At 68.6% G+C, this 14,915-nt stretch carries 16 protein-coding genes; 5 read left to right on the top strand and 11 right to left on the bottom strand.

The genetic code is table 11. The annotated features are described in order from the left end of the window. Nucleotides 1-84: 84 nt before the first annotated feature. From AC3WOE_RS17450 to AC3WOE_RS17440, 3 genes are read right to left on the bottom strand one after another with little or no spacing between them, the layout of a single operon-like run. Entirely contained in the window at nucleotides 85-750 is a 666-nt protein-coding gene (locus AC3WOE_RS17450) for a glutathione S-transferase family protein (RefSeq protein ID WP_492692210.1), read from the bottom strand. After that, a complete protein-coding gene (locus tag AC3WOE_RS17445) occupies nucleotides 747-1,127 on the bottom strand; it encodes a hypothetical protein (protein WP_492692209.1) in 381 nt (126 codons plus the stop codon). The genes AC3WOE_RS17450 and AC3WOE_RS17445 overlap by 4 nt, the downstream gene beginning before the upstream one ends. A 10-nt stretch (nucleotides 1,128-1,137) precedes the next feature. Next, complete coding sequence (locus tag AC3WOE_RS17440) at nucleotides 1,138-1,374, bottom strand: hypothetical protein (protein ID WP_492692208.1); 237 nt, start codon at nucleotides 1,372-1,374, stop codon at nucleotides 1,138-1,140. Nucleotides 1,375-1,400: 26 nt separating this feature from the next. On the opposite strand from AC3WOE_RS17440, the gene AC3WOE_RS17435 reads away from it, so the two are divergent. Continuing rightward, complete coding sequence (locus AC3WOE_RS17435) at nucleotides 1,401-1,682, top strand: DUF427 domain-containing protein (protein WP_492692207.1); 282 nt, start codon at nucleotides 1,401-1,403, stop codon at nucleotides 1,680-1,682. On the opposite strand, the gene mltA is transcribed toward AC3WOE_RS17435, so the two are convergent. The 3 genes from mltA to apaG all read right to left on the bottom strand — a co-directional run bounded on the left by mltA (nucleotide 1,666) and on the right by apaG (nucleotide 5,195). After that, on the bottom strand, nucleotides 1,666-2,769 hold the full coding sequence (gene mltA, locus AC3WOE_RS17430) for a murein transglycosylase A (RefSeq protein ID WP_492692206.1): 1,104 nt from the start codon (nucleotides 2,767-2,769) through the stop codon (nucleotides 1,666-1,668). The two genes, AC3WOE_RS17435 and mltA, sit on opposite strands and share 17 nt — an antisense overlap. Nucleotides 2,770-2,871: 102 nt before the next feature. Next, nucleotides 2,872-4,824 (bottom strand): site-specific recombinase, encoded by a 1,953-nt coding sequence (locus tag AC3WOE_RS17425; protein WP_492692205.1) that lies wholly within the window; start codon nucleotides 4,822-4,824, stop codon nucleotides 2,872-2,874. Beyond that, the gene (gene apaG, locus AC3WOE_RS17420) at nucleotides 4,821-5,195 is read right to left on the bottom strand and encodes a Co2+/Mg2+ efflux protein ApaG (RefSeq protein WP_492692204.1); all 375 of its coding nucleotides are present in this window, start codon (nucleotides 5,193-5,195) and stop codon (nucleotides 4,821-4,823) included. The genes AC3WOE_RS17425 and apaG overlap by 4 nt, the downstream gene beginning before the upstream one ends. Nucleotides 5,196-5,257: 62 nt before the next feature. Here apaG and AC3WOE_RS17415 point away from each other — a divergent pair, with 62 nt between their 5' ends. From AC3WOE_RS17415 to AC3WOE_RS17400, 4 genes are all read left to right on the top strand, one after another. After that, nucleotides 5,258-6,004, top strand: a complete 747-nt coding sequence (locus AC3WOE_RS17415) for a substrate-binding periplasmic protein (protein WP_492692203.1) — start codon at nucleotides 5,258-5,260, stop codon at nucleotides 6,002-6,004. Between the two features lie 125 nt (nucleotides 6,005-6,129). Next, nucleotides 6,130-6,750 carry a DNA-3-methyladenine glycosylase I gene (locus AC3WOE_RS17410; protein ID WP_492692202.1) on the top strand — a complete coding sequence of 207 codons (621 nt, stop codon included), beginning with the start codon at nucleotides 6,130-6,132 and terminating at the stop codon, nucleotides 6,748-6,750. A gap of 11 nt (nucleotides 6,751-6,761) precedes the next feature. After that, entirely contained in the window at nucleotides 6,762-7,448 is a 687-nt protein-coding gene (rpe, locus tag AC3WOE_RS17405; protein ID WP_492692200.1) for a ribulose-phosphate 3-epimerase, read from the top strand. A 5-nt stretch (nucleotides 7,449-7,453) separates the two neighbouring features. Next, nucleotides 7,454-7,927: a low molecular weight protein-tyrosine-phosphatase gene (locus AC3WOE_RS17400; protein ID WP_492692198.1), complete on the top strand. Its 474-nt coding sequence runs from the start codon at nucleotides 7,454-7,456 to the stop codon at nucleotides 7,925-7,927. Here the strand turns inward: AC3WOE_RS17400 and AC3WOE_RS17395 are convergent, their stop codons facing one another. The 5 genes from AC3WOE_RS17395 to AC3WOE_RS17375 all read right to left on the bottom strand — a co-directional run bounded on the left by AC3WOE_RS17395 (nucleotide 7,928) and on the right by AC3WOE_RS17375 (nucleotide 14,841). Beyond that, entirely contained in the window at nucleotides 7,928-11,023 is a 3,096-nt protein-coding gene (locus AC3WOE_RS17395) for an efflux RND transporter permease subunit (protein WP_492692197.1), read from the bottom strand. Continuing rightward, the gene (locus AC3WOE_RS17390) at nucleotides 11,020-12,210 is read right to left on the bottom strand and encodes an efflux RND transporter periplasmic adaptor subunit (protein ID WP_492692195.1); all 1,191 of its coding nucleotides are present in this window, start codon (nucleotides 12,208-12,210) and stop codon (nucleotides 11,020-11,022) included. Before AC3WOE_RS17390 ends, AC3WOE_RS17395 begins: the two co-directional genes overlap by 4 nt. A 108-nt stretch (nucleotides 12,211-12,318) precedes the next feature. Then, nucleotides 12,319-13,227, bottom strand: coding sequence for a pseudouridine-5'-phosphate glycosidase (locus AC3WOE_RS17385; RefSeq protein ID WP_492692193.1), 909 nt, complete (start codon nucleotides 13,225-13,227; stop codon nucleotides 12,319-12,321). Then, a complete protein-coding gene (locus tag AC3WOE_RS17380) occupies nucleotides 13,224-14,132 on the bottom strand; it encodes a carbohydrate kinase family protein (protein WP_492692192.1) in 909 nt (302 codons plus the stop codon). The genes AC3WOE_RS17385 and AC3WOE_RS17380 overlap by 4 nt, the downstream gene beginning before the upstream one ends. Nucleotides 14,133-14,178: 46 nt before the next feature. After that, nucleotides 14,179-14,841: an alpha/beta hydrolase family protein gene (locus AC3WOE_RS17375; protein ID WP_492692191.1), complete on the bottom strand. Its 663-nt coding sequence runs from the start codon at nucleotides 14,839-14,841 to the stop codon at nucleotides 14,179-14,181. Between the last annotated feature and the right edge of the window lie 74 nt (nucleotides 14,842-14,915).

Genomic DNA, 14,915 nt, shown 5'->3' with positions numbered 1-14,915 from the left:
GTGCCTCCACAGAAGCAACACAGCGGATGTTGAGCCAGGAACTCTCGGCGGCGATCAGATCTAGCACCCATGGAAGAACCTATCTCATCCGTCCGGAAACCGCTCAAGCCAGAGCTCTGCGAGGCGAGGCTCCTCGTCCACGCGTCGGATCACCTCTGCCATCCGCGGCGCAGCCGTGTAGAAGCGCTCGCGCCATGGCCCGAAGCGCGAGATGACGGCGACGTAAAGGTCCAGCACCGTCAGCTCATCACCCAGCAGCCAGCGACCCGGCGTCAGCTGCCCGTCCATATTGGACCAGCAGAAAGCGATGCGCTCGTGCACCGCATCGACGACGGCTTCTCGCGCGCTGTCGGGCGCACCGATGCGCTTCACGTCGGGCTTGATCCAGTGCAGCGAATAGATCGCCGACGACGCATAGAGCATCCAGCGCAGGAACTGCCGGCGCACAGGGTCGCTCGTCGGCGGCGCCAGTCGAGCCTCGGGATGCAGATCGGCCAGATAGATCAGGATGGCCGCACTCTCGGTCATGACCTCCCCGTCCGGCAGCACCAGCGTCGGGATCTGGCGCATCGGGTTGGTCGGCGCGACGCGCTCGCGAGCGGCGGCTTCAGCCCAAGTAGCGCCTTCGATCAGCGTGTAGGGCAGACCGAGCAGCGTCAAGGCGGCTTCGACCGCGACTGAGCCGGAGGCCCGGGCGCCATAGAGAGTGAGCGGAGCAGGGTGAAGAAGCTTCATGGCCAGCGCACTCATCGCGCCGTTGGCGCGCTGAAAGTCATGGCGTAGCGCGTCGCGCTGACCATCAGCTGGTTGTTGCCAAAGTCCTGGTCGTCCGACATCGAAGGGTCGAACTCGCGCTCATCGCCAAGGTAGATATCGATCGACTTCCCGCTCTTGCCGACCTCGACGTTGGCGCTGGCCGCCGCCTTGCGGAGATGCGCGTTGTAATCGCCCGGCCACAAGCGCACACCAATCACTTCGCCGGACTTCAGCCTCAGCCAGTCATAGAAGCCTATCCAGTCGCCGAGCCCGGCGTGCTCGAAGCGCTCACCGTCAATGCTCAACACCCGTCCGGGCTCTTCGAGCAAGGAGCAGAACGTGGGCGGCCCGGCTTGATCGAGGATGACCAAGACCATCGCGTCAGCCCGCCATCATCTCGATCAGCTCCTTCGCAAACGCCAGCGCCTCCTCCGGCGTCTCGAAATGCATCTCGTTGTTGAGTTCATCCACGTCGCCGCCAGGCCCCTTGTGGACGACCGACCAACCGCCCGCACCGCCGTCGATGGCGAGCACGCCGAACTGGCCCGGCTCGAGGTCGCGGGCGCTGCCGCCGGTGACGACGATGTCGCGGCCCAAGTGGGAGTGGTAGCGTCTCATCCAACCCATTTTCACGGAGACCCTGCATGAAGGCAGTCTGGAACGGCGTGACCATCGCCGAGAGCAACGACACGGTGGTCGTCGAAGGCAACCACTATTTCCCGCCCGAGGCGCTGAACAAGCAGTACACGACCTTCAGCAACCACGTCAGCCGCTGCCCCTGGAAGGGCGAGGCCAAGTACCTGAGCCTGCTGATCAACGGCGAGATGAATACCGACGCCGTCTGGTACTACCCCGACCCGCTGCCGGCCGCGGCCGAGATCAAGGGCCGGTACGCCTTCTGGAAGGGCGTCAAGGTTTCGGAGTGAAGCCTTCAGGCCACAACGCCCACAGCCGCAGCGGCTGCTTGGTGCGGCCGGCCTGCACCGCGGCTTCGTCGCCCCAGCCCCAGAACAGGTCGGCGCGTACGGCGCCCTGGATGGCACCACCGGTGTCCTGGGCCAGCACCAGGCGGCGCAGCGGCGTGCTGCTCCAGGGCTCGGTGCTGTCCAGCCACAGGGGCGTGCCCAGCGCGATATAGCCACGGTCGATGGCGACCGAGCGGCCTGGCGTCAGCGGAACGCCCTGGGCGCCTCGCGGGCCCCGGGTCGCGTCGGGCAGGGCCTCCTCGCGGAAGTAGACGACGCGCGGGTTGACGGCCAGGGCCTCGCGCACCTTGCCCGGATTGCGGCGCGCCCAGTCGCTCAGGGTGCGCGGCGTCGCGTCGCTCACTTCGCCACGATCCAGCAGCGGCCGCACGACCGACTGGAAGGGCTGGTCGTTGTGGCCGGCAAAGGCGACGCGGCTGATGCGCTCGACCCCGCTCGCATCGCGCATGACGAGGCGGCCCGAGCCCTGGATCTGCAGCTGCAGCAGCGCGAAGGGGTCATCGACGTAGGCCAATTCCAGCGCCGCGAAGCGCGGGTTGGCGTCCACATCGCGACGCGGCAGTCGGCGCAGGGCCAAATCGTTCGGCAGGGAATGCAGCGGCCACTGGAAGGCACCCTGGCGGCTGCGGCTGGCGGCGAGCTGGGGCTCGAAATAGCCGGTCAGCAGGCCGGTGGCCTCGCCGCCGTCGGCACTCAGCCGCCAGGGTCGCAGATGCTTCATTAGGAAGACTGTCGCCTCGAGCGGATCGACCGGCGCTTGCAGCGCAGCCCGGGCGCAGAACTCGGCCCAGCCGGGCGCGGGGCGTTGGCAGCTGGCCAGCAGGGCCGGCCAGGCGGCCAGCAGGTCGTCATTGCCCCAGCCAGGCAACTCCTTCCAGTCGACGGCGACCCAGCGCGCGGCGGCGGCTCGCGGCGGCGTCTGGCTGGGTGCCGATGGGGTGGCCGATGGCGTTTGCAGCGGCGGCGAGGAGCAGGCGACCAGGCTTCCTAGAATGGCGGCCAGCCCCAACCGCGTCCACCCCGCCATGCTGTTACTCGTCCTCGAAGCCCTCGGCGCGCTGCTGATCTTCGTCTTCATCATCTGGTGGACCATGTTCTCGGGCCGCAACAAGGGCGAGCGCCGCGAGGATTAACGCGGCGGGACCAGGAAGCTCAACGGCGCCCGACGCAGCCTGGCGCGGATGGCCGCATAGACCCGCCTGCGGTCCGCCAGGCGCACGCCGCGCGAACGCATGGCCACCTTGAAGGCGCAGAAGAAGCTGACGCCGACGTTGAGCACACCGATGCCGGCGATGCACAGCACGCAGGACCAGAAGGCCCAGGTCGCCATGACGCCGACGCCCAGAGCCCCCACAGCGGCCGCGAGCTGGCCGGTGGACAGGGTCACATGGCGCACCTCGATGCCAAGACCGAAGAAGCCGAACAGCGCCGGCACCAGGCCCAGCATCAGGCCCAGGCTGGTATTGGCCGTGAGCCCGGAAATATTGGCCCGCCACCAGCGCGACCAGCGCTGGGCGCGCGCCGAGCCCAGCGTCGCGACGATGCGCGGGTTCCAGGCAATGGCGCTGTCCAGGCGGTGGAAGACGAACCAGTTCTCCACCCAGCCGGCGATGAGGCTGGACGCGAACAGCAGCGTGCCGGTGAAGGCGGCGAACAGCAGCGAGGGACCGAACAGGCTCAACGACTTCAGCACGTAGAGGGCATCCTTCTGGCCCACCAGCGGCGCGCCGAAGGCCAGCCAGCACAGGCCCTGCACGGCCAGCACCAGCGGCGCGGCGAGCGCGAGGTTGCCGACCACCCCGGCCACCTGGGAGCGCACGAGATGCGTCACCTCGTCGACAAAGCCTTCCAGGCCCTCGTCGCGGTCGATGTGCTGCAGCTTGTCGGCCATGGCCGGTGCCGTCATGGCGGGCTGCTTGGTGGCCACCGTCCAGTGCAGCAGATGGATGAGGACGAAGCTGGCGGCGTAGTTCACGCCGGCCCAGAAGCCGCCCCAGAAGGCCGTGAAGCCGAGCAGGGCGATGAGGAACTTGAGCAGCGTCGTGCCGGCAATGACGGCGCCGCCGCCGGCCGCACGCTTGAGCATGTCGCGGTACTCGTCGCGGCTGCGGGTGATGTAGTGCTCGCCGGTCTCGGCGCTGCGTTCGGCCACCTTGCGTGCCAGCAGCGAATAGTGGCGGGCAAACAGCATGCGCAGGCTGCGCCTGTCGTGCACGACGCGCACGAGGCCGGCCACCAGCCGCATCAGCTCCCGCCGCGGCTCGGCCGATACCAGGCAGGCCAGCAGGGCCTCGATGCGGTCCAGTCGCGCCGTCAGCTGCTCGACCGAGAACATCAGGTCCACCGACACGCCATGCGCTTCCAGATGCTCCGGCACGGTCAGCGTGGCGGCGCGGCAGCGGTCCAGCAGCGCGTGCAGGTACTGCATGGCCGGCGCCAGCACGTCCTCCTCGCGCTGCTGAAGGGCGCGCTCCACGGCTTCCCAAGCGGTGGGCAACTGGTGGAAGGGCCTGTCCTGCAGCAGCAGCTCGTCCATGCGCACGCGCAAGGGGCCGGACAGGCCGGCTGCATGCACGCTGCTGACCAGCACCGTGACGGCCGAGCGCATCTCCACCCGCCAGCCGCCATCGGGCGCGGCGGCGAACAGCAGGCCCAGCCGCGCCAGCAGCTCGTCGTCGATGGCGCTGATCCAGTCCTCGTCAGCCTCATCGCCGAACAGCAGTTCGAACAGCGCGGCCAGGTCGCGCGTGTCGGCGCTGGCGGGCAGCACGCGGCGGCGCAGGCGCGCCAGGAACTCGTGCCAAAGCGCCGCGCGCGGCGCGAAGCCCACCTCGGCGAACAGGCTGACCGCATCCACCTCGCTCCACACGCCGGCGATGACGCCCGCGAAGTTGTAGGCATGCTCGGGGTGGCGCTCCAGCACATTGAGCAGGTGCTTGAGCCTGACGAGGGGTCGGGGCGTGCCCTCCTCGCGCGGCGCATGCCGCAGCCATTCCAGCAGGCGTACCAGCCACAGGTTGCGCTCAGCAAGCGTGGCCTGCGGGTCGGCCGCGTTCAGCAGGGCGGTGAGGTCCCAGATCAATGCAAGGACGCGCTATCCGCCAGCAGGAACTCGGCGACGTCGGTGTGGAAGACCTCGCAGGCCTCGGTCACGCACAGGAAGCGGCCGCGCATCGTGCCTTGCGGCGTGCTGATCTGGGCCCAGGAGCTGTACTGGAAGGTCTGGCCGGGCGCCAGCACCGGCTGGTGGCCGACGACGGCCAGGCCGTCGACGACCTGCACCTGGCCGCGCGCATCGGTGATCTCCCAATGCCGGCCGATCAGCTGCGCCAGCACGTCGCCGCTGTTCTCGATGGTGATGGTGTAGCTGAAGGCGTACAGGCCTTGCTCGAGATGGGTCTGCTCGGGCAGGGCCTGGACGGTGACGCTGCAACTGAAACGGGGGTTGGCCATCAGGTGATTGTCGGGCGCGGGGGCTATGCTCGCCGCATGTTCGTCGGGATGCGTGATCCTAAGTGCTGCGCTGGTTCGGCCTGCTGAGCGCGCTGCTGAGCCTGGCGGCGCCGGCCCAGGAGCTGACGCTGCGCACGGTGCAGCAGGCCAGCTCGACCGTCAAGTACGACCCGGACGGTGGCCCGCTCAAGCCCGGGCTCTGCCTGGAGATCCTGCGCGCCGTCGAACGCCAGGACCCGGGCCTGCATTTCACCGGCCTGGACCAGCAGGTGCCGCTCAAGCGCGTCGAGCGCCTGCTGGCCGACGGCCTGGTCGACGCCTTCTTCTGCCTGCTGAAGTCGCCCGAGCGCGAGAAGCAGTGGCGCTACGTTCCCGTGCCGCTGTACACCATCCGCCATGTCGTCGTGCAGCGCGCCGACGACCCGCGCAACCCCGATTCCCTGGCCGACCTGGCCGCCCTGAGCCGCCACAAGCCGGTGCTGGTCATGCGGGGCACGGCGGTGGCGCGTCGGCTGATCGCGGCCCATGTGACGGTGGCCGAGGTCGGCTCCGAGCGCGAGGCCCTGCAGATGCTGGCCCTGGGCCGGGCCGATGCCATCTATGGCCAGGACATCAACCTGCAGCACCATGTGCTTGAAAGCAAGTTCGGCGACAAGCTGAAGATAGGACGCACCGCCTTCCTGGAGGAGCCGCAGTTCCTCGCGCTGCGGGCCGACCTGCCCGCTGCCTACGAGGAGCGCCTGACACAGGCCCTGCGCAAGCTGGAGAAGGACGGCACGCTGCGCCAGATTGGCGACAAATATCGTTAGCGCCTCGCCCAAGCGGGCCGGCTCGGGAGCGGCCCAGCGCTCGGCCCGAGAAAATGCGAAGCGCCAGCTGACACGCCAGGGCCCGCCCGCATGGACACTCGCACGTCGCAAGGAGCCGCTTCCCGATGCCGACCCGCCCCCTCTACCTGCCCCCCGATGGCCGCCCGCGTTGCGCCTGGTGCGCCGCCGCTCCCGGAGACGACACCTATCTGAAGTACCACGACGAGGAATGGGGACGGCCCGTGGCCGACGACTTTCGCCTGTTCGAGAAGCTCTGCCTCGAGGGTTTCCAGAGCGGCCTGTCCTGGCGCACCATCCTGAACAAGCGCGAGGCCTTCCGTGCGGCCTTCGCAGGCTTCGACTACGACAAGGTGGCCAGGTTCGGCGAGAAGGACGTGAACCGCCTGCTGGCCGACGCCGGCATCGTGCGCCACCGCGGCAAGATCGAGGCGGCCATCCACAACGCCGGCCGCTGCGTGGAGCTGGTGGCCGCGGAAGGCTCGCTGGCCGCCTATCTGTGGCGCTTCGAGCCGCCCAAGAACTCGGTGGCCCACAACCTGGCCACGTCAGAGCCTTCTGAAGCTCTGTCCAAGGATCTGAAGAAGCGCGGCTGGAAGTTCGTCGGCCCGACCACCATGCATGCGCTGATGCAGGCCATGGGCCTGATCAACGACCACCAGCCCGGTTGCCACCACTGGAAGGAAGCGCAGCAGGCGCGTGACAGCTTCAAGAGACCAGGAACCTAGAATCCCGGCCCATGGCCGCCCCTCAATACCGCATCGCCCCCAGCATCCTGTCCGCCGACTTCGCCCGCCTGGGCGAGGAAGTGAAGAACGTGCTGGCCGCCGGCGCCGACTGGATCCACTTCGACGTGATGGACAACCATTACGTGCCCAACCTGACCTTCGGCCCCATGATCTGCGAGGCCCTGCGCAAGCATGCGACCAAGCCCGACGGCACGCCGGCCATCCTCGACGTGCACCTGATGGTGCAGCCGGTCGACAGCCTGGCGCTGGCCTTCTGCCGCGCCGGTGCCGACATGGTGACCTTCCACCCCGATGCCAGCACCCATGTGGACCGCACGCTGCAGCTCATCAAGGGCGAAGGCAAGCAGGCCGGCCTGGTCTTCAACCCCGCCACGCCGCTGGACGTGCTGGAGTGGGTCATCGACAAGGTCGACCTCATCATGCTGATGAGCGTGAACCCGGGCTTCGGCGGCCAGAGCTTCATCCCGTCGGCGCTGCAGAAACTGAAGAAGGTGCGCGAGATCATCGACGCCAGCGGTCGCGACATCCGCCTGGAGATCGACGGCGGCGTCAAGGTCGACAACATCCGCGAGATCGCTGCGGCAGGCGCCGACACCTTCGTCGCCGGCTCGGCCATCTTCGGCAAGCCGGACTACAAATCGGTCATCGACGCCATGCGTCAACAACTCACCGCCTGAACGCCATGGCCGCCGTCCTCCTCGTCTGCACCGCCAACATCTGCCGCTCGCCGATGGCCGAGGCCATCTTCAGGGCCAAGCTCGGCGATGTGTTCAAGACCATCGCCTCGGCCGGCGTGCATGCCGACCCGCGTGGCGGCCCGGTGGACGCGCGTGCCGCGGCCGCGCTGGAGCGGCACAAATACAGCCTGGACCGCAAATGGCGCTCGCGCCGCCTCGAGCCCGAGCAGCTGGGCGAGTACGACCTGGTGCTGGCCATGGAGTCGGAGCATGTCGAATCGCTGCGCAAGAAGGCCGCGCCCGAACACCATGCCCGCATCCTGCTGCTGACCGACTTCGTGCCGGAGATGGCCGGCGAAGACATCCCCGACCCCTACTTCGGACCGGTCGCCGGCTTCGATGCCGTCATCGCAATGATCGAACGCGCCGCCGGCAGCCTCCAAATGGCCGCCCGCGAGGGCCGGTTGAAGTTCAGCTGATCAAGCGGCCTTACTCGCGAACTCCACCACTTCGCGCACGTCCGGCCCGGTGCCGCTGAAGCGGTCCAGCGCCAGATAGATGACCGGCGTGATGTAGAGGGTCACGGCCTGGGACAGGATCAGGCCGCCCACCACGGCCAGGCCGAGGGGCTGGCGCAGTTCGGCACCCGCGCCCAGGCCCAGGGCGATGGGCAGCGCCCCCATCAGCGCGGCCAGCGTCGTCATCATGATGGGCCGGAAGCGCAGCTCGCAGGCCTCGCGGATGGCCTCGGCCGGCGTCAGGCCCTGGTTGCGCTGCGCATCCAGAGCGAAGTCGATCATCATGATCGCGTTCTTCTTGACGATGCCGATCAGCATGACGATGCCGATGGTGGCGATGATGGTCAGCTCCATGCCGGCGAGCTGCAGCGTGATCAGCGCGCCCACCGCCGCCGACGGCAGGCCGGCCAGGATGGTGATGGGGTGGATGTAGCTCTCGTAGAGCACGCCCAGCAGCACATAGATGACCGCCAGCGCCAGGCCGATCAGCAGCAGCTGGCCGCCCTGCGAGTCCTTGAACACCGCCGCATCGCCGCCATAGCTGGTGATGACGCTGGCGGGCAGCTGGATCTCGCGGCCATAACCTTCGAGCGCCGTGGTGGCGTCGCCCAACGGCACGTTGGGCGCCAGGTTGAAGCTGATGGTGATGGCCTGCAGCTGGCCCTGGTGGTTGACGGCCGTGGGCCCGAGGCCGCGCTGCACGGTGGCGAAGGCGCTCAGCGGCACCTGGGCGTTGTTGCGACCGCGCAGATAGATCTTGTCGAAGGCGTCCTCGCTGGCGCGGTCAGGGTCGCTGGCCTCCATGATGACCTGGTAGGTGTTGCTCTCGGCGTAGATGCTGGATACCTGGCGCTCACCGAAGGCGTCGTAGAGCGCATTGCGCAGATCGCCCATCTGCACGCCCAGCACGGAGGCGCGCTCGCGGTCGATGACGAGATTGGCCTGCAGGCCGCGCAGCTGGGAGTCGCTGGTCACGTCGCGGAAGCGCTTGTCCTCGCGCAGCCTGTCCTGCAGCTTGACCGACCAGGAGTTCAGCTCGCCGGCCGACACCGATTGCAGGGTGTACTGGTAGCGGCTCTTGCTCTGGCGGCCACCGAGCTGCAGGTTCTGCACCGGGCGCAGATAGACGGCGATGCCGGGCACGGTGCGCAGCTTCTTGCGCAGGCCTTCCAGCACCTGTGGCATGGCCGGGCGGTCCTTGCGGGGCTTGAGGTTGATGAAGAGGCGACCCGTGTTGGTGGCATTGCCGCCGCCGCCGATGCCGGCCGACACACTGGCCACCGCCGGGTCGTTCTGCACGATGGCCGCGACCTTCTCCTGCAGCAGCGTCATGGCCGTGAAGGAGATGTCCTCGGCGGCCTCGGTGCTGCCCTGGATCTGGCCGATGTCCTCCTCGGGGAAGAAGCCCTTGGGGATGCTCATGTAGAACCAGACCGTGGCCGCGAAGCTGACGACGGCCACGCCGATGACCCACCAGCGGTGGCGCAGCGCGACGTCCAGGCTGCGCGTGTAACCGCCCAGCACCCAGTTGAAGCCCTGCTCGAAATGACGGCCCAGCCAGCCTTCCTCAGTGTGCTCGTGATGCTTGAGCAGGCGGCTGCACAGCATGGGCACCAGGGTCAGCGACACCACGGCCGAAACCAGGATGGACAGCGAGACGACGACGGCGAACTCGTGGAAGAGCAGGCCGATGACGCCCGGCATGAAGAAGATCGGGATCAGCACCGCCACCAGCGAGATCGAGATCGACATGATGGTGAAGGCCATCTCGCGCGCGCCGCGTATCGACGCCTCGAAGGGCGCCATGCCGTCCTCGATGTGGCGGTGGATGTTCTCCAGCATGACGATGGCGTCGTCCACCACCAGGCCCACGGCCAGCGTGATGCCCAGCAGCGAGATGTTGTCCAGCGAATAGCCCAGCGCGAACAGCAGGGTCAGCGCGCCGATCAGCGAGATCGGCAGGGACAGCGTCGGGATCAGCGTCGCCACGGCGCGGCGCAGGAAGATGAAGATCACCATCACGACCAGCACCACCGTCAGGGCCAGCGTGAAGTAGACGTCGTGCAGGGACTCGCGGATGGACACCGAGCGATCATTCAGCGTGTCCATCTTGATGGAGGCCGGCATCTGCGCCGCGAAGCGCGGCAGCAGGGCCTTGACGGCGTCGACGACCTTGACGGTGTTGGCGTCGGGCTGGCGCTGGATGGCCAGCACGATGGAGCGCTCGCCCTGGAAGCTGCCGAAGCTCTTGACGGTCTCGAAGCTGTCCTGCACATCGGCCACGTCGCGCAGATAGACCGGCGCGCCGTTGCGCGAGGCGATGACGACGGCGCCGAACTCCTGCGCGTTCTTCAGCTGCTTGTTGGCCTGGATGGTCAGGGTCTGACGGGCACCATCCAGCACGCCCACCGGCGTGTTGGCATTGGCACCGCGGATGGCCGCCTGCAGCTCCTCCAGCGTGATGTTGCGCTGGTTCAGCAGCTCGTTCCTGGCCTTGATGCGCACCGCGAAGCGCTTCTGGCCAAAGATGGACACCTGGGCCACGCCGTCGATGGTCGACAGGCCCGGCGACAGCAGGTTCTCGGCGTAGTCGTTCAGTTCGGACAGGTTGATGGACGGCGAGGTCAGCGCCACCAGCAGCACCGGCGCGTCGGCCGGATTGACCTTGCGGTAGCTGGGCGGCGATGTCATCTCGGCCGGCAGCGCGCGCAGCGAGCGGAACAGCGCGGCCTGCACGTCGACGGCAGCGGCGTCGATGTCGCGCGAGGGGTCGAACTCCAGCGTCAGCGAGGTGTTGCCCAGCGTGTTGACCGAGGAAATGGTCTGCAGGCCGGCAATGGTCGAGAACTGCTTTTCCAGCGGCAGGGCCACCGACGAGGCCATGGTCTCCGGCGAGGCGCCGGGCAGCGACGCCCCGACGTTGATGATGGGCGTGTTGTAGGACGGCAGGGCCGCCACCGGAATGCGGCTCCAGGCCGCCAGGCCGCCGATGACAAGCGAGATGTTCAGCAGGACGGTCATCACCGGCCTGCGGATGAAAAGCTCCGTCAACCTCATTGGGCGGCCCCGGAGGCAGCCATGCCGGCCGGCTTGACGACGGGCGCCAGCAGTTTCACCGGCGTGCCGGGACGCAGGTTCTGCTTGCCGTCCACGACGACCTGCTGGCCGGCCTCCAGGCCCTCGACGACGGCCAGCTCACCCATGCCGGCGCGCACCTGCACCGGCACCAGCTTGGCCGTGTTCTCGGGCGTGACGACGTAGACCGAGCGCTCATTGCCGCGCAGGATGAGGGCAACCTGCGGCACGACGGTGGCACCCTTGAGAGTGCGCAGCGTCACGCGCACGCGCAGGTACTGGCCCGGCCACAACGTCTGGGTCTTGTTGTCGAACTCGGCCTTGACCTTGATGGTGCCGGTCGTCGTATCGACGAGGTTGTCGACGACGGTGACATGGCCCTTCACCGCCACGGCGCCGCGCGGCGAGCCGGGTGGGGGCAGGGCCTCGACGTCCAGGCGGCCGCTGCGCGTGGCCTCCAGCAGCGTGCCCAGCTGCGTCTCGGGCAGGTTGAAGGCGATGCTGATGGGATCCAGCTGGGCGATGTTGACCAGGGGCGCCGCGGTGGCGCTGGGCTGCACCAGGCTGCCGGCGAAGACGCTGACGATGCCGGCGCGGCCGCTGATGGGGGCGCGCAGCTCGTTGTAGCCCGCCGTGACCTGGGCGGCCTGCACGGCGGCCTCGTCGCTGCGGATCAGAGCCTGGCCGGCATCGAAATTGGCTTGCGCCGTGTCGACGGCGTTCTGGGCGATGAAGTTCTGCGCCTTCAACTCCTTGGCGCGATTGAGCTGGCGCTCCAGGTCGGTCAGCGCGGCCCGGTCGCGCGCCAGCTGTGCCTTGGCCTTCTCCAGCGAAGCGCGGTCGGCACGGTCGTCGAAGCGGAACAGCAGCTCGCCCTTCCTGACGTTCTGGCCGTCCTTGACCAGCACCTGGGCCACGGTCGAAGTCGTCTGCGCGCGCAGGTCCACGCTCTGCAGGGCCGTGACGGTGCCGCTGGCCTCGACGGTGATGGGCACGTCGGCCTGCTGCACCTTGACCACACCCACCATCTGCGCCGGCGCGCTCGCGCCCTTGCCCGGTGCCGACGCCGCACCGCCCCCTTCGGCATCGGCCTTGCGCCCGCAACCCGCCAGCGCGGCCGCGACGGCCACGAGGAGGCCACAGAGGTTCAGGGAAGAGGTCGCGCGCATGTGGCTGGGCCTGCCAAAAGTAATGGGGATTGACGAAAAAAACACGCCAGCTTATCTGCGCTTTTTTGCTCGCAGATTGCTGGCGTGCTCATGCGCGTGAGCAATGTCCTAACGCATCAGCGCGCACGCCAGCCGCGCGCCGACGACTGCATTGTTTTTCACCAGCGCGATATTGGTGGTCAGGCTGCGGCCGCCCGTCAGCGCCTTGATGCGGGCCAGCAGGAAGGGTGTGATGGCCTTGCCCTGGATGCCCTGGGCTTGGGCCTCGGCCAGCGCCTGCGTCGTGATGGCGTCGATCTCCTCGCGCGGCATGGCCTGGGCGGCCGGCACCGGGTTGCTCACCACCACGCCGCCATTCAGGCCGAGTGCCCACTTGGCGCGGATGAAGCGCGACTGCTCGTCGGCGCCATCCATGCGGAAGTCGGCCTTGAGGCCACTGTCGGGCGTGAAGAAGGCGGCGAAATTGTCCTGGCCGACCGACAGCACCGGCACGCCGTGGGTCTCCAGGTATTCCAGCGTCAGGCCGAGGTCGAGGATGGACTTGGCGCCGGCACAGACCACGGCCACCGGCGTGCGCGCCAGCTCCTGCAGGTCGGCCGAGATGTCGAAGCTCTCATGACCGCCGCGGTGCACGCCGCCGATGCCGCCAGTGACGAAGACCTCGATGCCGGCCAGGTGGGCACAGATCATGGTCGCGGCCACCGTCGTCGCGCCCAGGCGGCCGGTGGCGATGGCGAAGGGCAGGTCGCGGCGGCTGAGCTTCATCGCGTCCGGCGCCTGCGCCAGCTGCTTCAACTCGTCGTCGGTCAGGCCGACGCGGATGCGGCCGCCGATGACGGCGATGGTGGCCGGCACGGCGCCTTCGCTGCGGATGACCTCCTCGACCTCGCGCGCCGTGTCCAGGTTCTGCGGCCAGGGCATGCCGTGGGCAATGATGGTGGACTCGAGGGCGACGATGGGCCGACCGGCTTGCTGGGCGGCGGCGACTTCGGGCGAGAGCTGGATCAGTTCATTCATCGTTGTTCTAGGAAGCTGGCGTTCAGTTCGGGATGGACGCTGTCCTCGGTCTGCAGCGTCAGCGCGGCGAGGTCCAGGCCCAGGCGGGCGGCGGCGTCGAAGTCGTCGCAGTCGCGCAGCAGGGCCGCGCAGACACCGGCCGACAGCGCGTCGCCGGCGCCGGTCACGTCGACGACATGGACGTCGGGCGCCGGCCAGTGGCGCGGCGCGTGATCGGCTTCGCTGAGCAGCAGGCCTTCGGCGCCTTTGGAGACGAGCACGCGGGCCACGCCGCGCGCATGCAGGGCCGCGAAGGCATCAAGCGGGTCGGCGGCCACGGTACCCAGCTCGCCGACGTTGAGGATGAGCAGATGCAGGCCATCGAGGCGCTCGGGCAGGCGGCCCATCTTGGCCTCGGACACGGCCACGCAGACCAGCGGGATGTCGTTGGCCCGCGCCTCGCCGAGCAGCAGCGGCCAGGCGTCGGTGGGCAGGTTGCCGTCGGCGACGACCAGGGCCGCGCTGGCACGCAGGGCCTTGCTGGCCTCCAGCGCCCAGGGGTTGAGGCTCTCGACCAGCGGCATGGCCGCCAGGCCCAGCTCCAGGCTGCCGTCGGGCGCCAGCACGGCGGTGTAGCTGTCGCTGGCATGGCGGCGCAGGCGGATGACGGCACGGGTGTCCATGCCGATGGCGGCGGCCTGCTCCAGCAGCATGCGGCCGCCGGCGTCGTCACCCACGGCCGCCACCAGGGCCACGGGCAGGCCCAGTCGCGCCAGGTTCTCGGCGACGTTGCGCACGACGCCGCCCGGGGTTTCATGGGATTCGCAGGGGTTGGACGAGCCGCCCAGGGCGCTGGCCAGCAGCTTGAGCTTGCGGTCGATGTTGAGGCCGCCGATGCAGACGATGGGGGCGGCAGTGGGTTCCATCGCCCGATTCTAGGAAGCCGGGCGGCCGCCCTCCCCAGGGCTTGCGCTAGGGCAGCCAGGCCGCCACGGCCGCCGCCAAGGCCTGCACCACCTGCCCGTCGTTGCGGCCGCTGCGCGCCCGCACATGGAAGGCGTGGTCGGCGTCGTCCTCGAGATGCAGAGTGGCTTTCTTGCCCAGGCCCTGGACGACGCCCTGCAGCAGGTCGAGCTCGGCCAGTTCGTCACGCGTGCCCTGCAGGAAGAGCATCGGCACCTTGACCTGGGCCAGATGCGCAGCCCGGTCTATGCCCGGCTTGCCCGCCGGGTGCAGCGGAAAGCCGACGAAGACCAGACCGCGCACACCGGGCAGGGGCTCCGCCGCCTGGGCCTGCGACGTCATTCGGCCGCCAAAGGATTTGCCGCCGGCGAACAGCGGCGTGTCGGGCAGGCGCCCATGCGCCATGGCAACCGCTGCACGTACCGCGGCATGCGCCACGGCTGGCGAGTCGGTGCGCCTGGAGCCGCGCTCCATATAGGGAAACTGGTAGCGCAGCGTCGCCACGGATTGCTCGAACAGGGCCTGCGACAGGTCGACCATGAAGCTGTGGTTCATGCCGGCGCCGGCGCCGTGGGCGAAGACATAGGTCGCCCGCGGTCGGGATGGCTGCACCCACAGCGCGGACACCGTGGTGTTGTCATCGATCGTCAGTTCAAGAGACGTCTCATTCATGCCGCCAGCTTAGTGCGCTAGAGTCGGCTGCGGCACGGCGCCACGCCGTCCACGTCGCTCGGACGGTTCCGGGC

This window comes from Roseateles sp. FW305-36, from assembly GCF_058787015.1.
Note: the sequence above shows the minus strand (reverse complement) of the source record. Positions and strands in the feature narration are given on the sequence as shown.